The sequence below is a fragment of the Streptomyces sp. NPDC024687 genome (genome assembly GCF_055559055.1).
The window spans coordinates 26,912-46,081 of record NZ_JBVHLJ010000002.1 but is presented as its reverse complement, the minus strand read 5'-3'; the positions used below and the strand labels follow the sequence as shown (position 1 = coordinate 46,081).

17 protein-coding genes are annotated in these 19,170 nt (G+C 71.5%); 9 read left to right on the top strand and 8 right to left on the bottom strand.

Translation table 11 applies throughout. The annotated features are described in order from the left end of the window. Positions 1–77: 77 nt before the first annotated feature. Complete coding sequence (locus ACZ39I_RS06625) at positions 78–2,936, bottom strand: SpoIIE family protein phosphatase (protein ID WP_467243366.1); 2,859 nt, start codon at positions 2,934–2,936, stop codon at positions 78–80. Between the two features lie 187 nt (positions 2,937–3,123). On the opposite strand from ACZ39I_RS06625, the gene ACZ39I_RS06620 reads away from it, so the two are divergent. The 4 genes from ACZ39I_RS06620 to ACZ39I_RS06605 all read left to right on the top strand — a co-directional run bounded on the left by ACZ39I_RS06620 (position 3,124) and on the right by ACZ39I_RS06605 (position 7,296). Further along, positions 3,124–3,765: a helix-turn-helix transcriptional regulator gene (locus tag ACZ39I_RS06620; RefSeq protein WP_467243365.1), complete on the top strand. Its 642-nt coding sequence runs from the start codon at positions 3,124–3,126 to the stop codon at positions 3,763–3,765. Between the two features lie 10 nt (positions 3,766–3,775). Beyond that, a complete protein-coding gene (locus tag ACZ39I_RS06615; protein ID WP_467243364.1) occupies positions 3,776–4,033 on the top strand; it encodes a hypothetical protein in 258 nt (85 codons plus the stop codon). Between the two features lie 14 nt (positions 4,034–4,047). Continuing rightward, complete coding sequence (locus ACZ39I_RS06610) at positions 4,048–5,262, top strand: DSD1 family PLP-dependent enzyme (protein WP_467243363.1); 1,215 nt, start codon at positions 4,048–4,050, stop codon at positions 5,260–5,262. A gap of 231 nt (positions 5,263–5,493) precedes the next feature. Further along, positions 5,494–7,296, top strand: coding sequence for an acyl-CoA dehydrogenase family protein (locus ACZ39I_RS06605; protein ID WP_467243362.1), 1,803 nt, complete (start codon positions 5,494–5,496; stop codon positions 7,294–7,296). 85 nt (positions 7,297–7,381) lie between these two features. Here ACZ39I_RS06605 and ACZ39I_RS06600 read toward each other — a convergent pair whose 3' ends face one another. Beyond that, on the bottom strand, positions 7,382–8,014 hold the full coding sequence (locus ACZ39I_RS06600) for a lipoprotein (RefSeq protein WP_467243361.1): 633 nt from the start codon (positions 8,012–8,014) through the stop codon (positions 7,382–7,384). 76 nt (positions 8,015–8,090) lie between these two features. On the opposite strand from ACZ39I_RS06600, the gene ACZ39I_RS06595 reads away from it, so the two are divergent. Then, the gene (locus ACZ39I_RS06595; RefSeq protein ID WP_467243360.1) at positions 8,091–8,885 is read left to right on the top strand and encodes a maleylpyruvate isomerase family mycothiol-dependent enzyme; all 795 of its coding nucleotides are present in this window, start codon (positions 8,091–8,093) and stop codon (positions 8,883–8,885) included. 128 nt (positions 8,886–9,013) lie between these two features. Continuing rightward, entirely contained in the window at positions 9,014–9,541 is a 528-nt protein-coding gene (locus ACZ39I_RS06590) for a hypothetical protein (protein WP_467243359.1), read from the top strand. Positions 9,542–9,609: 68 nt separating this feature from the next. Here ACZ39I_RS06590 and ACZ39I_RS06585 read toward each other — a convergent pair whose 3' ends face one another. Then, positions 9,610–10,173, bottom strand: coding sequence for a hemerythrin domain-containing protein (locus tag ACZ39I_RS06585; RefSeq protein WP_467243358.1), 564 nt, complete (start codon positions 10,171–10,173; stop codon positions 9,610–9,612). A 231-nt stretch (positions 10,174–10,404) separates the two neighbouring features. Between ACZ39I_RS06585 and ACZ39I_RS06580 the strand changes: the two genes are divergently transcribed. Next, on the top strand, positions 10,405–11,601 hold the full coding sequence (locus ACZ39I_RS06580; RefSeq protein ID WP_467243357.1) for an amidohydrolase: 1,197 nt from the start codon (positions 10,405–10,407) through the stop codon (positions 11,599–11,601). Between the two features lie 35 nt (positions 11,602–11,636). Here the strand turns inward: ACZ39I_RS06580 and ACZ39I_RS06575 are convergent, their stop codons facing one another. From ACZ39I_RS06575 to ACZ39I_RS06560, 4 genes are all read right to left on the bottom strand, one after another. Further along, positions 11,637–12,362, bottom strand: a complete 726-nt coding sequence (locus ACZ39I_RS06575; RefSeq protein ID WP_403655003.1) for a metallophosphoesterase family protein — start codon at positions 12,360–12,362, stop codon at positions 11,637–11,639. Next, the gene (locus ACZ39I_RS06570; protein WP_467243356.1) at positions 12,359–12,649 is read right to left on the bottom strand and encodes a BON domain-containing protein; all 291 of its coding nucleotides are present in this window, start codon (positions 12,647–12,649) and stop codon (positions 12,359–12,361) included. The genes ACZ39I_RS06575 and ACZ39I_RS06570 overlap by 4 nt, the downstream gene beginning before the upstream one ends. After that, on the bottom strand, positions 12,646–13,320 hold the full coding sequence (locus ACZ39I_RS06565) for a nucleotidyltransferase family protein (RefSeq protein WP_352385116.1): 675 nt from the start codon (positions 13,318–13,320) through the stop codon (positions 12,646–12,648). The genes ACZ39I_RS06570 and ACZ39I_RS06565 overlap by 4 nt, the downstream gene beginning before the upstream one ends. A gap of 364 nt (positions 13,321–13,684) precedes the next feature. Continuing rightward, the gene (locus tag ACZ39I_RS06560; RefSeq protein WP_467243355.1) at positions 13,685–14,254 is read right to left on the bottom strand and encodes a 3'-5' exonuclease; all 570 of its coding nucleotides are present in this window, start codon (positions 14,252–14,254) and stop codon (positions 13,685–13,687) included. 264 nt (positions 14,255–14,518) lie between these two features. Between ACZ39I_RS06560 and ACZ39I_RS06555 the strand changes: the two genes are divergently transcribed. Beyond that, a complete protein-coding gene (locus ACZ39I_RS06555; protein WP_467244347.1) occupies positions 14,519–16,537 on the top strand; it encodes a DUF1996 domain-containing protein in 2,019 nt (672 codons plus the stop codon). A gap of 330 nt (positions 16,538–16,867) precedes the next feature. Further along, complete coding sequence (locus ACZ39I_RS06550) at positions 16,868–18,034, top strand: serine hydrolase domain-containing protein (RefSeq protein WP_467243354.1); 1,167 nt, start codon at positions 16,868–16,870, stop codon at positions 18,032–18,034. Between the two features lie 24 nt (positions 18,035–18,058). Here the strand turns inward: ACZ39I_RS06550 and ACZ39I_RS06545 are convergent, their stop codons facing one another. Then, positions 18,059–18,985 carry a GNAT family N-acetyltransferase gene (locus ACZ39I_RS06545; RefSeq protein ID WP_467243353.1) on the bottom strand — a complete coding sequence of 309 codons (927 nt, stop codon included), beginning with the start codon at positions 18,983–18,985 and terminating at the stop codon, positions 18,059–18,061. Positions 18,986–19,170 lie beyond the last annotated feature (185 nt).

Genomic DNA, 19,170 nt, shown 5'->3' with positions numbered 1-19,170 from the left:
CGCGCCCCAGGAGGCGAGGGGCGTCACACGGTGTGACGGCCCATCGAAAACCGGCACAGCTTGTCATACGGAGTTCCTCACAGTGACCGCGACGGAGCTGTCCGTCGGGTGGCGAGCAGCAGCGCGATGTCGTCGGGCCGGTCCACGGCGTGCCGGGCGGTCGCAGTGAGCCGGTCCGCCACGCCCGCCAGGAACCTGCTGCCCGGCCGGGCAGCCGGAGTACCGGCCTTCGCCAGGGCCACCCGCAGGGCGGTGATCCCCTCGTCGATGTCGGTGCCGGACCGTTCCACCAGCCCGTCGGTGTAGAGCGCAAGGATCGCGCCCGGCTCCATCTGGAGCTCGGTCACCGGATAGCCGGCCCGCGGGGCCACCCCGAGGACCACCCCGCCGGGCAGGTCCAGGACCCGGGTGCGACCGTCGGGGCTGCGCAGCAGGGGCGGCGGATGTCCGGCGCGGGCCGCCCTGGCCACGCCCGTGGCAGGGTCGAGCCGGATGTAGCAGCAACTGGCGAACAGGCCGGGATCGAGGTCGATGAGCAGATGGTTGGTGCTGCTCATGACCTCGTCCGGCGGCCGGTCCCCGAGTGCGAACGCCCTGACCGCGCTGCGCAGCTGCCCCATGGTGGCCGCCGCCTGCACCCCGTGCCCCTGGACGTCCCCGATGACCAGGGCCAGCCCGTCACCGGACTCGACGACGTCGTACCAGTCGCCGCCGACGTCCATCCCCGCGGTGCCCGGCAGATAGCGCCCGGCGGTCTCCACCAGCGGATGCGCCGACAGACGGCGGGGCAGGAGCGCCTGCTGGAGACCCCGGGCGAGCACGGTCTCCGACTCGTAGCGCTGCGCCTTCTCCATGGCGTGGGCGATGAGTCCGGCCAGCGCGGTGAGGACCGTGCGCTCCTCGGTGCTGAAGCTGCGCGGCCGGTCGAAGCCGAGGATGCAGGAGCCGACCGGGCGCCCGGAGGCGATCAGCGGCAGGAAGGCCCGGGCGCCCTCGGTGGCGTCCAGGGCGATGCCGGGATAGGCGGCCGTCAGTTGTTCCATCGAGTCGAAGAACAGCGGACGGCCGGTGGTGAGGGTCTCCACGCCGGGCAGGTGCGTGCCCATGTCCACACCGTCGAAGGGCGCCAGGAAGCCCTTGGGGAAGCCGGTCTCCCACTCCAGGTACAGATGCCGTTCCTGAAGCAGGTAGATCGCGAGCCGGCGGCCGCCGAACGCCGGCAGCAGCTCCCGCATCACGACGGCGGACACCTGCCGGGCGGTGACCGCCTCGGTCAGGGCGATGGCCAGCGCGATCGGCCGGTACAGGTGCGCCAGCGGGCTCACACCCGCCTCGGACACCTGGGCGGCCCCCTGCCCCGCGGGACTGCCCGTCACCCGGCTCGCGGGCCGCACCGTACAGGTCAGCCGGTCCGGCCCGGGGTGCACGGAGAGAGCGAGCCAGTCGCCTTCGTTCGGCTGGGGGGCGGGGGTGGGGGCTTGCGGGGGCTCTTGAGCAGGTGGGGGTGGGGCGGTGTGGTCAGCGGGGGGCGGGTTGGGGTGGGCGGAGGACGGTGATCCCGTGTCCTGGGTGGGAGACGGCGAGTCGGTGTGCGGGGCGGGCGGTGTTGGTCCGGCGTCGCGGGCGGGCGGTGGTGGTCCGGTCTGTTGAGCGGGCCGTGGTGGCCCGGTGTCCTGCGCAGGCGGTGGTCCGGCGTCCCCGGCGAGTGGTGGCCCGGTCTGTTGCGTGGACCTCAGCGACCCCGCGTCCTGAGCAGGTGGCGGCCCGGCGTCCCGAGTGGGCCGCGGTGGCCCGGTGTCCTCAGCGGTCGGCCGTGTCTCGGAGTCCCGCGTGGGCGGTCGTACGAGATGGAAGTGGACCGGGTCCGAGGTGAGGAGGGCCGCTCTCAGGTGGTCCTCGAACTCGGGGCGGGCCAGCCAGGGCACGGCCTCCCACAGGTCGCGGCCGACGAGTTCGGCGCGGGGGCGGCCCAGGAGCTCGGCGGCGCGCGGGTTCGCGTAGACGACCAGGCCCAGCCGGTCCACGCAGAACACGCCGTCGGGCAGCAGGTCGGCCGCCGAGTCCGCAGTGGGGGCCGGGCCCGGGGCCAATACGACGCCCCGAACCGCGGGGGCGGCGGGCGGTTCGTAGGCGTTCCACAGGTCCAGCAGGCGCAGCGTGCCGTCCTCGGCCCGCAGGTAGAGGGGCAGCGCGGGAGGGCGGCCGGCGGCGGTGTCGCGCAGGGAGGCCAGGATGCGGTGCGCGTCGCTGGGGGCCACGGCCTCGGCGAACGCCTCGGTCGTGCCGGAGAACTCGCTGGGCGGCACGCCCAGGAGGGTGTGGAGGTCCTCGTCCAGGGCGACGTCGGCCGCGTCGGGGTCCCAGGCGAAGCGTCCGGCGCGTCCCACGGACGTGGAGGAGGTCGGCGGCCGCAGGCAGACCGGCTCACCCTCCCAGACGACCTGGTCCGGGTCCGCCTCCTCCAGGCCCCGCAGCGCCTCGCCCAGCTCCTGGGCGAGGCGCACCATCCGGTCGCGGCCGGACAGCACCTCGGCGGCGTCGGGGACGGCCGGGCGCAGCACGGTCAGCACACCGAAGGTCGTCGAACCGCAGACGACGGGCACGTAGAGCGAACCGAACTGGAACGGCAGGCCGGCGGCGAACTGCGGGTAGCGCCGCATCGTCTCGGTCGCGTTCGGCAGGACCACCTGGACACCGAGCCGGTAGGCGTCGGCGACGGGGAAAGGGCGGTCGGCGTGCAGCCGCCACCAGGGGCGGAACAGCGGTCCGGGGAGCCCCGACAGAACGGCGAGCCGGAGCAGTCCGGGCGTGCGGGAGCGCAGATAGACCCCTCCGGCGTGGCCGCCGGCCGCACTGATCGCCTCCGTCGAAGCGTCGATCAGCAGCGCCGCCAGCCGCCCGGCCATGGGTCGTGGGTCCTCGACGCTCCCAGTCATCGGCCCTACCTAGTCCGTGCACCGTCCCGCGGGCGACACAGCAAGAATGCGCCACAAGGACAGCGGCCCGCACCCGGGCGGCCATATGTATACCTCCCTCACCCTGCTGGACAACCATCGGTCGGACTCTTAGGCTGAACCTCCAGATTTAGACAATAAGTCTATCAAGTCCCTGGACGGAGCGCCGATGGTGAAGGGCGACGTCGACGGTGCGGATGAGCACCTCATCGGTGAGGCCGAGAAGATCGCTGTCGCGCTCGGCCGTATGTTTCCGGGCCTGTGCGAGGTGGTGCTGCACGATCTGCGGGATCCACGGCAGGCGATCCGGGCGATCGAGAACAACCTCTCCGGCCGCCGGATCGGCGACTCCGCGACCGAGCTGGGGCTGGCGCGCATCGCCGATCCGGGGTACCCGAGCGTGATCCAGAACTACCCCAATCGGTTCCCCGACGGCCGCCCGGCCAAGAGCACGTCCATCGGGATAAAGAACGAGGCCGGTGAGTACATCGCGGCCCTGTGTCTCAATCTCGACGTGTCGGTGCTGTCCCCCGTGACGCTCGCCCTGTCGAACCTCGTGGCCACCGACACCGAGCACCGCGAGCAGTCACTGGAGACCCTGCGGGACCGCACCACGCGCGAACTGCGCCGGACGGTTGAGGAGTTGGCCGCGGAGCGCGCCGCCACGCCTCGCTCACTGAGCAGACAGGACAAGAAGGAACTCGTACGGCGGCTGCACCGGGACGGCTACTTCGACTCACGGGACGCCGCGCAGACCATCGCGGATCTGCTCGGTGTGTCCCGGGCGACCGTCTACAACTACAGCAAGTGAGGGGCTCGCGATGACCTCCGCCGGACCGTACCCCGGCCCGCCACGCATCACGGAAGAGCGGACCGCCGCGCCCGTCGACGAGGACCTGGTCCTGGCAGCTGCCCGCGTCGCCTTCGCCGTGACGGTGGACGGTCCGGTCTTCGAACTCTTCGCCCGCGCCCCAGTGTTCTCCGACGGCGACACCACGGTCTTCGACAGCTCCGGGATCGGAGTGCAGGACCTGTATCCGGGCTTGGCCCTACTCAAGAGGATGGACATCTCCCTGTGAGCGACGTGAGCCCTATGGGTCCTGTGAGTCCTGTGAGTCCTGCGACCCCTGCAGGCCCTGTCCGGACCCCCGCAAGCGCCGCGGCGCGGACCCTGGCCGATCCCGACACCCCGTTCGCCGTCGTCGACGTCCACCGGGTCAGACGCAACGTCGAGCGGCTGGCGGCCAGGGCCCAGCGGCTCGGTGTCACCCTGCGGCCCCACGTGAAGACGGCCAAGAGCCTCGACGTCGCCGCCCTCCTGCACGAAGGCGCCCCGCCGTGCCCGGTCACCGTGTCCACCCTGGCCGAGGCCGAGGCGTTCGCCGACGGCGGTTACACCGACATCACCTACGCCGTGGGGATCGACCCCCACAAACTCCCGCGTGTCGTCGCCCTGTTGCGACGTGGGGTCACCCTGCGCGTCCTGCTGGACAGCGCGGAGCAGGCGGACTTCGTCGCCGAGGCCTCGCGCCGGGCCGGACTTCCCGTCCCCGCCCAGATCGAGATCGACTGCGACGGTCACCGCGGCGGCCTCCGGCCCGATGCTCCCGCGCTCACCGAGATCGGCCGCGTCCTGCACGAAGCGGGCTGCCTGGACGGGGTGTTGGCCCACGCGGGCGAGTCCTACTTCGCCTGGACCGCCGAGGGGCAGCGCCTGGCCGCGGGGAACGAACGCGACAGTGCCGTCGCCGCGGCGGAGCGGCTGCGCGCGGCGGGCCTGCCCGTTGCCACCGTCAGCGTCGGTTCCACCCCCACCGCCCATGCCGCCGAGGACCTCACCGGGGTCACCGAACTGCGGGCGGGGAACTACGTGTTCTTCGACCTGGTGATGGCCGGCCTCGGTGTCTGCCGCCTCGACGACCTCGCCCTGTCGGTCGTCGTCACCGTCATCGGCCACCGCCCCGAGCACGGCTGGATCCTCACCGACGGCGGCTGGATGGCCATGTCCCGCGACCGCGGCACCGCGGCCCAGGCACAGGACCAGGGGTACGGCCTGGTCGCCGACCTCGACGGCAATCCGGTCCCGGGCCTGGTCATGACGGCCGCGAGCCAGGAACACGGCACCCTCACCGCCCGTGACGGCGCCCCCCTGCCCGACCTGCCGATCGGCACCCGCCTGCGCGTCCTGCCCAACCACGCCTGCGCCACCGCGGCCCAGCACCACGGCTACCACGTGGTCGACAGCATGTCGGCGACGGCGGGTGCGCCGGTCGTCCAGGCCTTCTGGAGCCGCGTCAGCGGGTGGTGATCAAGTGGTGATCACCCCCCGACCCCCGTGGCGACACGCCGGGGACAGTGACCGAAAGTCGTTCCGACACACGGGCGTAAAGTGCCGTGTGGGAGGGGAATCACCCTTGTGTAGATCGTGGCTTGTGGTATTGGAGAGGCCGTTTAAGGGGTAACTACCACCGCACGCGGGCGTTCAATCGTGGTGATGATCATGATGTGATCAGGGGCCGCCTCGGACTACGTTGCCGCTGTGATCACCTCTCAACTCCCCGTAACGGCACCCCCGCTGACCGAGACGGCCGCGATCCGGCACCTCCTCTTCGGCGCACAGGACGAGATCCACGAACCCTGGCGCCGCCTGTTCAGCTCCGACGTGTTCGCCTACCACGAGGGGCTCACCCACCAGGAGCGCACGGAACTGTCCTATCAACGCCTGCGCACGCTGAACGCGGCGGTACCCGACCCCCAGGCCCTGGCGCGGGACCCGGTCGCCCTGAGCGCCTTGCACGAGTGGGCCGGGGTGGTGGACGCCGGCATGACGACGATCGCCAGCATCCACTACAACCTGTTCCTCGGCAGTCTGCTCGAACACGACCACGAGGGGCGGGACTTGGGCCCCTATCTGCGGATGGAACGCATCGGCACCTTCCTGTGCACCGAGCAGGCGCACGGCAACGACGCCCCCCAGCTGGAGACCACCGCGACCCTGGACCGGGCCACGGGCGGATTCGTGCTGACCACCCCGACGCGGGGGGCACGCAAGTGGATGCCCAACACCTCGGTGGCCGGCGGCCCGAAAGACGCCCTGGTCGCCGCCCGTCTGGTGATCGACGGCAAGGACCAGGGCGTCTTCCTCTTCCTGACCTCGCTGACCGACACGAACGGCCGTCATCTGCCGGGCGTGGAAGTCGAGTTGCTGCCGCAGACCGCCAGCAGCCCGGTCGACCACTGCGCCACCTCCTTCCACGGCGTGCGGCTGCCGCGGACGGCCATGCTCCAGGGTGACCACGGCAGGCTGACGGAGGAGGGTGAACTCGTCTCCTGCCTGGGGAGTCCACGCAAACGGTTCCTGCGCTCCATCGGCCGCGTGACCATGGGCAAGCTGTGCATGAGCGCCTACAGCCTGGGGGTGACGCGGCACGCCCTCACCGTCGCCGTGCGCCACGCCCACCAGCGGGTCACCACGGGCATGACCAGCGGGCAGCGGGTGCCGCTGTTCGCCCACCGCACCCACCACGCCCCGCTCGTGGAGGCGCTCGCCACGACCTACGCCGCCACCCTGCTGCAGCGTGAGGTCGTACGGCGATGGGCGAAGGCCGAGGGGGAGGAGCGCGAGGAGGCCGAGCGGCTGGTGGCCGTGGCCAAGGGGTGGATCACCTGGCAGGCGCGCGCCGTCATGACCGAGTGCCGGGAACGCTGCGGCGCCCAGGGCCTGTTGCTCTCCAACGGGATCGCGGGCCAGCTCGCGGCCAACGAGGGAACGATCACCGCGGAGGGCGACAACGCCGTCATCTGGGTCAAGGCGGCCGGGGAGATGTTGCTGGGCGGCTTCACTCCGAGGCCGCCCAGTGAGGTGCCCCCGGCCACCCGGAGCCTGCACGATCCGGCCCACCTGCACGACCTGCTGGGGGACCTGGAGCGAATACGGCACGAGCGGGCCCGTGTGCGGCTGCGCGCGAAACGGGCCGGCTCGCCCCTGGACCGCTGGAACGGCGCCTCCGGCGCGGCGCTGTCCCTGGTCGACGCCCACGTCCACCGACTGGCCGCACATGAACTCCTCGCCGCGGCCGCGCAGGTGGCCGACCCGCAGGTGGCCCTGCTGCTGGAGCACCTCCACCGGCTGTTCGCCCTGCGGTACGTGGCCGCGCACAGCGGTGAACTGCTCGCGCACGAGCGGCTGACCGCCGAGCAGGTCCGGTACCTGCCGGAGGTCCTGGAGGCCACCGTCGCCGCACTGGTGCCGCACGCCCTCTCGCTCACCGAAGCCTTCGCCGTGTCGGACGAGATCACGGCGCGCCATCCCATGCTGCGATCCGAGGTGATACCGGCGTGACCGACTCCACCACTTCCTGAGCCCGGGGCCGCGGCACACTCCGCGGCCCCGGACTTCTGTTTCAAGGCCTGGCTCACATCCCGGCTCAGGCGGTGCGCAGAGTGCGCCGCGCGAGCTCGTACGCCGGGAGCATCTCCTCGTGCTCGTCGGTGTCGAGGCCGCCGAGGTGCACCACCACCGGCCCGGCCGCGGTCGTGACGGCGAAGGCGCTCTCCTTCTTCGTCTCCTCCAGCAGCTCGCTCGCGTACAGGTACTCGACCTGTACCCCCGTCAGGCCACCGGACGTGAAGGCGCTGTACTTCTCCTTGCTCACCCCGTCCTCGGCCGCGACGAAGGCCTCCAGCATGGTGCGGGCGTCGGCGGCACCGGGCTTTCCGGCCCAGACGCGGAGGAAGCCGATGTTGCCCGCGGGCTTCGCGTCGATCTCGCATGCCAAGCTGACGGGCCCCTGACTCAGAGGCGCCTTCACCGCCTCGGCCTTCCAGCTCTTCGCCGTGTCGAAGGTGACGGGCAGCTCGCACGCCGAGCCGGCGGCGCCGATCGAGCCACCGCTGCTCACGGCCGTGTCGTCGGGAGCGGACGTCCGCGCCGTCGCCGACGGCCGCGCGGACCCGCGGGAGTCGTCCCCGTCGGCGGCCTCCGAACAGCCCGTCAGCACACCCGCCAGCAACGCCACATGGGCCATCCGAAGCCACGTGTTCCCCGCCCTGACCAGCATGGCCGTGTCTCCCTCTGTTCAGTGGTGGTACTCGAAGGAGTCAGGTTAGGTGGCAGGAATAACGAATCGTGCAGCGATGGGGGAAGCGTTGTTGGCCTTCGACGAGTACTGCGACGCGATCGTCGCCCAGACCGACCTGCTCGCCCGCCATGTCAAGGGCGCCGATCCGACCCTCGCGGTGCCCACCTGCCCCGGTTGGGACCTCGGCCGGCTGCTGCGGCACGTGGGCGGCGATCACCGCTGGGCGGAGGAGATCGTACGGACCCGGGCCACCGAGCCCGTCGACGACGACTCGGTCAACGACCCCGCCGCCTACGCCGGCCTCGCCGACTCCGAGCTCGGCGGCTGGCTCGCCGAGGGCGCCACGAGGCTGGCCGGCACCCTGCGTGCGGCCGGGCCCGATCTGGCGGTGTGGACCCCCGCCGACGAGCAACTGGTCGAGCAGTCCGCGATGTTCTGGGCTCGGCGCATGACCTTCGAGACGCTGCTGCACCGGGCCGACGCGGCGCTCGTGACCGGGGCGGAGTTCCTGGCCGAGGAGTCCCTCGCGGTGGACGCCGTGGAGGAGTGGCTGGAATTCTCCACCGTCCCCGAGGCCTACGAGCCCCTGCCGGGCGTGCCCGAGCTGCTCGGGCACGGGCGGACCGTGGGCTTCGACGCGGGGACGGCGGGGGAGTGGCTGCTCGACCTCGGCGGGGAGCGGCCGGTGTGGCGGCGCGGGGCCGGCCCGGCCACCGCCAGCGTGCGCGGGCCGGTGACCGACCTGCTCCTGTCCCTCTACGCCCGGCCGGCGCCCGGTGTCGAGACGCGAGGGGACTCTGAGCTGCTGGATCTGTGGCTGAGGCGCACCCGGTTCTGGCTGGAGGCGTAGGCGCGCGAGGGGGCCCGGTGTGGCCGAAGCCACGTGCCGGGTGAGGCCGGAGCCATGTCGTCCTGGCGGGAGCGCGGGCTACCGTTCGCGCAGTCCCCTCTTCCACCAGTCCCTCGGGCGGCCCGGCAGTGCAAGCAGATCTCTCACCGGTCATCGCGGCGACCGCGCACTGGCTGACCCGTGCCTACCCGTCGGCGGGCGGCGCGCTGGCCGCCGCGCTGTGCGAGGTGCAGGCACGGCAGGCCGTGACGGTCGCCGCGTGGCTGCGCTACCCGACGGCGATGGACGCCGCGCTCGTCGGCATGGCGGGCCCGGGCGGCTCCGCCCGTCTCGACTGGGTCACCGGCGCGGACGCCGGCATCGACCTGGGCGCCGAGGAGCACGCCTGGCGCACCTGGGTGGACGAGGTCGTGGCCAGCTGGGCGGCCTGTCTGCTCACCGACCCCGAACTGGCCGAGCGGGCGGTCGCCGACCTGGCGGAGGGCGAGCACACGACGGGCTCACCTGCCGTGTTCCGTCGTCTGCTCGCCCCGGACCCGACGGACCGGAATGCCGCCGCCCTGCTCCGCCACCCGGACCTGCTCGCCCCGGTTGCCGGGCTGCACCGGGGCGAGCTTCTGGACCGGCTCGGGTCGGACGAGGCGCTCGTCGCCTGACGGCGGGCGCCGGGAGGAGCGAGTACGGCGGCGTCGGCCGACGCCCCTGCCGTTCCTTTTCCCGAACCTCAGTCCTGCTTGCCGCGGCCCGAGAGCGCGTCCCGCATCCGGTCGACCAGACCGGCCCCCGGAGCGAGCAGCTTGTTCGCCGGAGGTGTGTCCGGGGCCGACGGGTGGGGGCGGGTCGGCGCCATCTTCTTGGCGCGGCGCACCTTGTCGCCCAGCTTGTCCAGCTCCTCGGCCGAGCACGCGACCCGCAGCTGCGGGAAGAGGGTCTCCTCCTCCTCGGCGATGTGCGAGCGGACCTCGCCCATCAGCTCGCCCACGAGCCGGTCGAACTCGGGATCGTCCGCCTCGCAGCTCTCCAGGTCCTTCATGAGCTGCTCGGCCTTGGAGTGGTCCTCGATCTCCCGGTCGGCCATGGTGTTCCCGTTGACCAGGTGTTCCCGCACCGCCGGGTAGAGGTACTCCTCCTCGGCGACCGAGTGCCGGATCAGCTCCATGGTGACCTGGTCGGCGTACACCTTCCGGTCCTTCTCACCGGGTGCCAGCGCCTCGATCTTCCCGAACAGTTCCTCGACCTCGCGGTGATCGGTCACCAGCTCGTCGATGACGTTTCCTCCGTGTCCCATGTTCTTTCACCTCCGGCCCCCGGGTGCCCTGTGCCGCACTCTCTATGCCTGGTCACAGGCTTGCCGGAACCCGTGGGGACGATTGTTCGATCAGTACGGAGACTGCGCTGCTCCGGGAGACGCTCGCGGGGACGACCGGTTTGAGCCGGTGACGGCGCCCCGGGTGTAAGGCGGCCCGCTGGAAGGAACCCGCACCAGGACACAGCCGTACGACGCCGCTGGGAGGCCGATGTGACCGACGCCGTGGACGAGGTGCTCGCGCGAGTGCGCGGAGAGGTGGCCGCACGGGCGGATCGGCTGTGGGACATGGCGCGGATGCTGCACTCCGACCCGGAGTACGCCTTCGAGGAGCACCGGGCGGCCGCCCTGCTGTGCGGGGAACTGGAATGGGCGGGGTTCGAGGTGCGGCGGGACGTCGCCGGACTCCCCACCGCCTTCACCGCACGTTCCGGCACCAGGGCCCGCCCCGCGGTGGCCCTGATGCTGGAGTACGACGCCCTGCCCGGCCTCGGCCACGCCTGCGGCCACAATCTGATCGCCGCGGCCGGCCTGGGCGCGGCCTTGGCCGCCCGTGCCGTGCTCGACCGGGACGCGGGCACCGTGTGGGCCATCGGCACGCCCGCCGAGGAAGGCGGCGGAGGCAAGGTCGCCGAGACCGATGCCGGAGTGTTCGACGACGTCGACGCCGCGTTGATGTTCCACCCCGGTGTGCACAACTGGCAGTGGGCGCCGCTGACCGCACAGGCCCAGTACCGGGTCGCGTTCCGCGGCCGCGCCGCCCACCCGACCGGGAACCCCACCGAGGGCATCGACGCGCTCGCCGCGCTCATCCAGCTGTTCAACACGCTGGCCGTGCTCGGGCGCAGGCTGCCCGAGGGCTCGCACGTGCAGGGCATCGTCACGCAGGGCGGCAGGGCGACCAACATCGTCCCCGAGTACGCGGAGGGCCTCTTCGGGCTGCGCGCGGTGACGACGTCCGCCCTGGAGGACCTGGCGGGGGAGCTGCTGACCTGCGCCCAGGGGGTGGCGCGGGCGACCGGCACGACGGTCACCGTGGAACGGGCCACGCCGCGCTACGAGCACTTCCGGGACAGCACGGTGCTCTCGGCCCGGTTCGCCCGGCACCTGGCGGACACGGGCATCGAGATGACACCACCCGCCCCGGGCGTTTACCTGGGCTCCTCCGACGTCGGCAACGTCAGCGGCAGGGTGCCCGCCATCCACCCCTTCGTGGCGATCATGGAGGAGGACGGTTCGGACCACACCCCCGAGTTCGCCGTCGCGGCCGGTTCCGAGCGCGGTCGGCAGGTGATGCTCGCGGCGGCGGAGGCGCTGGCCCGCACCGCGGTGGAGGTCCTGTTGCGGCCCGAGCTGCGGGACGAGGCGTGGGAGGACCACGATCAGGCGTCCGCCCGCGCCCGCGTCTGAGTCCGCTTCCGAGCCCGATTCTGAGGGCCTGGCCGTCAGTCGGCGTGCAGGTGGTACACGTTGAACGCCCGCCGGATCACGGGCTGGGCCACGTTCCGCACGCGCACGCCACCGGCCGTCACCCCGTGCTCGGTGCCCGCGTGAGCGTGTCCGTGCACGCTCAGGTCGGCCCCCGCGGTGTCGATCGCCTCGGCCAGCAGATAGCTGCCGAGGAACGGATAGATCTCCGGCGGCTCACCGGCGAGCGTGTCGGCGACGGGGGAGAAGTGGGTGAGCGCGACCCGCGTCCCGCAGCCCTGCCGCTCCAGTTCCTCCAGCGCGGTGCGCAGTCCGTCCGCGCAGCGCCGTGAGTACCGTACGAACTCCTTCATCAGCGGCTCGCCGAACTCCCCGGCGCTGCGGCCCACGAACCCGCCGCCGAACCCCTTGGTGCCGGCGATGCCCACGCGCGTGTCGCCGCACTCCACGACCGTCCCCTCGCCCTCCAGCACCCGTACGCCCGCGTCCTCCAGGAGGGCCGCGACCTTCTCGGGCTGCTCGTCGTGGTGGTCGTGGTTGCCGAGGACCGCCACGACCGGCACCGGGAGGCCCCGTACCTCCTGGGCCACCACCCGGGCCTCCTCCGGCGTGCCGTGCCGGGTGAGGTCCCCTGCCAGCAGGAGCAGGTCGGCGCAGTCGGGCAGCGTGTCGAAGGCCGGACGCAGCACGCCCTGGCTCTCGAGTCCCATGTGGATGTCCCCCACGGCGGCGACACGGATCACGGCAGTTCCTCCGCATGATCGGGCGTGGCGGTCTCCGCCACCACCACGTCGGTGTGCACGGCGAGCCCGGCGAGCTCCTCACGGACGGTCCGCAGCACGGTCTCCCGGCACTGCGCGGACGGCACCGTGCCGGTGACCACGACCGCCCCGGCCCGCACCTCCGCGCGGACACCCAGTTCGCCGAGCTCCTCCGCGGCGAGCCGGTCGCGCAGGTGGGCGACGCGGTACTCGATGTTCTCGCCGTTCTCGCCGTTCTTCTCGGAGTGTTGCGTCAGAGGCTCGCTCATGGCCGTCCCTCCGTCGTCCTCGGCTCGATGACCTTCAGACGTTCCAGGAAGTAGAAGAACGCGTCCGGCATCGGCGCGTCCCCGCAGTCCCGGCGTACGGCCTCCCAGTCGACCTTCTCCCGCAGCGCGCGGGCGATCGGCAGGACGGCACCGAAGTTGCAGTGGTGCTCGGAGAACGCGGACAGCAGGCTGTGCAGCAGGTCGGTCGGGGACAGCACGGGCATGAGCACCGAGTCCACCGAGAGTTCGTCGGCCCGCGCCAGCAGTTCCCTGGTGACGGGCTGGTGGGCCAGCTCGAAGATCAGGTCGACCTGCTGGCCCATGCAGTCGGCCTTCAGCAGCCAGTCCTCCGGAGGCGTCCGGACCTCCAGACCCGCCTGGCTGAGGGTCTCGGCCACGGCCTGCGCGTCCTCGGGGAGGATCGCGAAGTCGACGTCGTGCTGAAGATTCTGGGCGCCGCCGTGGGCGTACACGGCGACACTGCCCGCCAGCGCGAACGGGTGCCCTTCCCGTTTCAGGATCGCCCCGACCTGCTTGGCCGCCTCCAGGATTGCCTGGTTGCGGTCGACAGGCAGACTCGAGGCGAGCGCGTCCGCGGCGCTCTCGGTCGCCAGTCGCAGTCCGGCGACGCCCCCGTGGCGGTCGACGTCGTCGTCGGCGTGCTGCGTCATCAGTGCCCCCTTCCTGGACGGCCCGCACCGAAGGGGCCGTGACGGCGAGGCCCGAGTACCCGGGGGTCGGGCTTCGACACGGCGGGACGTCGGACGTGGGCAGGCGCCCTGGGGGAGGGGAGGCGTTGGCCTGCGGCCGGGGGACGGGTCAACGTGGGCCGGTGGGTGGTTGGCCTGCGAAAGAAGGGAACGGGGCGGCCCTCGGTCGGCGGGAGCGTCGGTCGTTGCCAGGGGCATTTCAACCTCAGCAGGCGGGAGCACCACGATCACCGGCCGACACTTTCGTAGACGGTCGGCGTCCGGACCGGGATGGTCACGGCGGCGGTCACGACGAGGGTGCCGTCGGGCTCGGTGACCGGCTCGCTCATTGCTGGGGCCAGCCGCCCCGCGCCGCCAGATGCAGGACAAGCGCCGCGATGTTCCACGCGTCGTCCTCGCCGCGATGATGCCGTCCTTCGAGAGGCAGCCCGGCGATCTCGAGCGCCTGCGCCATCCCGGGGCGCTTGCGCAGTCCGTGCACCTCGGTGAAGACCGCCTTGGCGTTGACATGGCGGCGGCCGAAGGGATACGGCGTCCTCGTGGCCCCGCACTGCCGGGTGAACTGGTGGCGGTCGTAGTCGCCCCAACTCGCCCACGGCCGCGCCCCGGAGGCGTGTTCCGCGGCCAGCAGCCGGCAGGCCTCCCCGAACGACAGCCCACCGTCGACCTCTTCCCGGGTGAGGCCGGTCAACTCCGTGCAGAAGTCGCTGACCTCGGACCGGGCGGGCCGCACCAGGATCCGGTGCCGTTCGACGCGCTCGACGGTCGACAGGTCCACCACCGTCAGTCCGATCTCGATGATCTCGCCGACCGCACCGGGGGGAGGGGAGCCCGGCCAGCAGGTGGCTTCGACGTCCACCACGTTCAGGAGGCGCCCGCTGCCCGTGTCGTTCATGACGAGAACCGTAAGGGCGCAGATGTGTGCGAGTCATCTCGTTTTCCCTGCAAGGAGGTTCGAGAGGGGGTGATGGAACCCGGTGTTCCGTATGAGAGTGCTGTGAATTTCCGAGGCGCTTGAACACCGGGGGCCCGCCGTCCGTATGGGGCAAGGGATTTGCATGCCCGGAGAGCCGACACGCGCAGGAGTACTTCCGTGGGACGCAGCAATCGCAGACGACCGACAGGCGCACGACGTGCGACCTTCGCCGCAGTGGCCCTGATGCTGGGGGGTGGTGGCCTGGTCGCGGCGAATGTGTACGCCTCCGCCACGGAGAGCGGCACGCCGCAGCAGACTTCGTGGGGAGCCGTCACCATCGACTGCCCGGACGTCGGGGACACGCTCACCAGCGTGCCCGACGGGGCGAGGGCGGATGTAGACAAGGAACTCGCCCTGCTGGACCAGCAGGTGGCCGAGGCCTACCAGCAACTCCAGGACCCGTCGGTGCAGAACCGCGAGGACGCGCAGAGTCGTATCGTCGACCCGCTCCAGGAGAACCGCGCCGCCACGATCGAGCGCATCGGCGCCGCGCTCGAAGGTGCGGGAGAGCAGCCGGACGGCCTCGGCGACATGGCCGACTGCACCCTGCGCGAGACCGAGAACCAGAACGGCGACGGTCAGGACCAGCAGCAGGGCGACGGTCAGGACCAGGGAGACCAGCAGGGCGACGGTCAGAACCAGGACGGCCAGCAGGGCGACGGCCAGCAGGGTGACGGCCAGGACCAGGGTGGTCAGCAGGGCAACGGCGGGCAGGCGGGCAACGGTCCCGTCGCCGCCGACTACGCCGACATCAACAGCGCTCCGTCCACCGCACAGGCGCCGCAGGCTCAGGGCGACGCCTCCCGCGGAACGTTCGTCACCAGCTGTGGTGTGAACGCGAACGGCCTGTTCAACTCGGACAACGTCATCGTCGCCCCGGGTGTCTCCAACGGCGCCCACCACTTCCACGACTACATCGGCAACCAGTCCAACACCGCCTTCGCGAGCGACCAGGACCTGGCGAACGCCGAGACGAGCTGCGTCGACCAGGGCGACAAGTCGACGTACTACTGGCCCGTGATCCGGCTCCAGAACGGAACGCAGGAGCAGGACGCCAACTCGCCCGGCGGCGGCGTCGAGGGCAACGCCGGTGAGATCGTCACCCCCAAGGAGGTGACGCTGACATTCGTGGGCAACCCGCGCAGCAAGGTCACCGCGATGCCGCGGCTGCTGCGCGTCATCACCGGCGACGCCAAGGCCTTCGTCAACGGCACCGCCAACGCCAACGCGTCCTGGAGCTGCACCGGGTTCGAGGACCGGCAGCTCAAGGACAAGTACCCGCTGTGCCCGCAGGGCAGTGACGTGGTGCGCACCTTCAAGTTCCAGAGCTGCTGGGACGGTCGCAACATCGACAGCGCCAACCACCGCACCCACGTGGCGTTCGCCCAGAACGACGGCACCTGCCCGCAGGGCTTCGAGGCCATCCCGCAGCTGGTCCAGCGGATCGTCTACGACGTCGACGCGCCGAGCCTGAACGACGGCGGCCGTACGACCCCGCTGTTCGCGGTCGACTCCTTCCCGGAGCAGCTCCACAAGCCCGTCACCGACCACGGCGACTTCATCAACGTCTTCGACGAGGACCTGATGAACGAGATGGTCGGCTGCATCAACGACGGCCGTCAGTGCGGCGCGGGCACGGGCCAGGACGACCCGGGCAACGGCGGCGGCGACAACGGTGACGGCGACAACGGTGGCGGCTCCGCCCCGGACCCCGGCGCCAGCCAGAACCCGGGCAACGGGAACGAGAACGGGAACGACAACGGCAACGGCGGCGACAACGGCTCCGAGGACAACCCCGGAAACAACGACGAGCCGCAGCAGCAGCCGACGCAGACCGCCGAAGCCCCCGCAGGCGGCCCGACGACCGCCCCGGCCGACAACGAGCCCAAGACCTACAGCTCACCCACCGCCCACAGCACGACCGCCCCGTCGCCCAAGAACGAGACCGGCAGCGGCAACGGGACGGGCACCGCGACCGGAACCGGCAACAACCAGGCGACCCAGCCCGCTCCCCAGGACGACACCGCCACCGACGCCCCCGCTGCCGTCGCCCAGCCCCCGGTCGCCGCACAGCCCGAACCCCAGGGCAACCAGAGCAGCCTCGCCGAGACCGGCACTCAGCTGTGGCCGGCCGCACTCGGCGCGATTCTCCTGATCTCCGGTTTCGTCCTCCTACGACGTACCAGCCGCCGCTCGATGTGATCAACCGGCACGAATGACAAGCGGAGTGGCTGTCCGCCGCGCGGTTCCACCGGCGGACAGCCACTCGACTGCTGACATGCACCTCGAAATCGACGTGGTTACTCTTGGTCTGGGAAACCGAATTCGGACCCTACCCCGCGACCGCCTCGGGAAAGGTCGTTGTATCCTCAAACCAAGCTGAACACGGGCGGCCGCTGATCCCGGCGGGGTGAATTCACGGCACCACTCCGTGGCCCCGCCACTGGTCCATGTGCGGCAGTCCGGGAAGCAGGGGACCGTGGCTCCCGGCGCGGCCTGACGGGCCAGGACGTCCCAGCTCCGGGAGCCCCCATGTCTCTACGCCGACCCCGCCTGCGAGCGGCATCCGTCCTGGCGGTCTGCCTCGCCGCACTGGCCCCGACGACGGCCGGTGCCGGCGCCGATCCATCGGATGACCAGTCGCTTCAGCGTCAGCTCGACGACTTCGTGCGCCGCTCGGGAGGCCCGCCCGGAGCCATCGCCGTCCTGCGGACCGAGAAGGGGACGAGAGTCGTGCGCGCCGGCGCCGCCGAGGTCGGCACGGACCGCCGGCCCGGTCCCGACGACCACATGCGCATCGCGAGCACGGCCAAGGCCTTCAGCGGGGCGGTGGCCCTGACCCTGGTCGACCGGCGCGCTCTGCACCTGGACGACACGCTGGGCGAGCGGCTTCCCCAACTTCCCGACACATGGGCGTCCGTGACGCTCCGTCAACTCCTCAACCACACCAGCGGTCTGCCCGACTACTCCCGGAGCGACGGGTTCCTCGACCAGCTGCGGGCCGACCCCCTCCACCACTTCGACTCCCAGCGTCTGCTCGACTACGTCGCCGACCAGCCCCTGCTCTTCAAGCCGGGCACGCAGTACCGCTACTCCAACTCGGACAACATCGCCGTAGCGCTCATGGCCCAGGCGGCGACCCACAGGCCGTACGAGGAACTCCTGCGGGAAATCGTCCAGGAGCCGCTCGGGCTGCACTCCACCAGCCTGCCGCAGGGCAATCGGATGCCGAAGCCCTATCTGCACGGCTACGACGTGAGCCGGCCCGCGACCCCGGAGGACGTCAGCGAGGTCATCGGCATGTCGGGCGTCTGGGCCTCCGGGGGCATCGTCTCCACGCCGGCCGACATGACCCGCTTCATCGGGAACTACGCCGGCGGACGGCTGTACGGCGGGCCGGTCGTGGAACAGCAACGGCGATGGGTCGAGGGCGGCGCGTCCGAACCCGCCGGACCGGGACGCAACTCCGCGGGCCTGGCCCTCTTCCGGTACGAGACGCGCTGCGGTGTCGTCCTCGGGCACACCGGCAACACGCTCGGATATACCCAATTGATCGCGGCCACCCCGGACGGGCGCCGTTCACTGACCTTCTCGGTCACCGCTCAGATCACCCGGTCCTCCGACGCGGAACAGCTGCAAAGAATGCGCGCCCTTCAGGAGAACTTCGTCTGCGCATTGCTGCACGGCAGGAATCAATAGCGATTTCCCGCGGCCATCCAGATGTCAACTCACCACGATTTCCCAGGTGTCGACGGCGTAATGGACCGACATTCCGTTGCGCGCGTACAACGCGGGGGCGCCGGTGGTGTTCTCGGTGTCCACGCCGAGTCCGACGGTGTCCCGCCCCCGGGCCGCGAACGCCGCGAAGGCCTGCCGCAGCAGCAGCCCTCCGAGGCCCCGGCCGCGGGCCTCGCGGACGACTCCGACGCTGCGGATCCACCCCATGGCCTCGCGGTCGTCGCGGGCGATCAGGAAACCGACGTCCCCGAGATCCTCGGTGGCGACCAGCCACACCAGGGACCAGTCGAGCCGGTCGGCGTGGATGTCGGCCAGCCACTGCTCGTACGGGCGCGGTTGGAAGTCGAAGTGCTCGGCGAAGGCGGCCTGGTCGAGGGCGTACGCCTGCTTCCGGTCCGCTTCGTCGGAGCAGTCCCGCACCCGTACGCCCGCGGGCGGCTCGGGCGGCAGGTCCTCGCCGGACCGCAGCGCCCGCTCCAGCACGTGGTAGCGGCGTACGACCGACCACCCGCGCGACCGTATCAGCGCGAGGTCGGTCGTGGGTGCCGCGTTGAGGTGCAGATGGAGCACGGCCCGGGAGGCGCCGTTCGCCCGGGCCTTCTCCAGCGCCCTGGTCTCGACCGCCTCCAGGAGGAGTTCACCGGCCTGCTGATGGTCCGGGAGCACATAGTGGTCGGCGTTGATGCGCTCGCCCTTGGAGTCGTCCCACACCAGGGCGTACGCCACCAGACGCGGTCCGTCGAAGGCCAGCCAGGAGTCGCGCTCGAGATCGGTCTCGGGGTGCCCCAGATCGGACTCCACCGTGTGCAGATCCGTCTCGGGCCGCCCGATCTCGATCCGGTCGATCTCGTTGAGCAGTTCGGTGACGGCCGGCGCGTCGGTGGGCGCGGCAGCGCGCAGGAGATAGGGCATGAGGCAAGGGTCGGGGGCGGGCGCGGCGGTCGCAAACGAGTTTTTGCGTGAGCGAGAGAAAGCGTTCTCAGGGGCTTGGTAGGCTGCGGCCGTCGATCATGAACGAGCGGCCGGAACAGGGGGATCCCCTGCGGACCGCCGCCACAGCGACCACCACCCCCGCCCGGCCTGGACGAGTCCTTTGC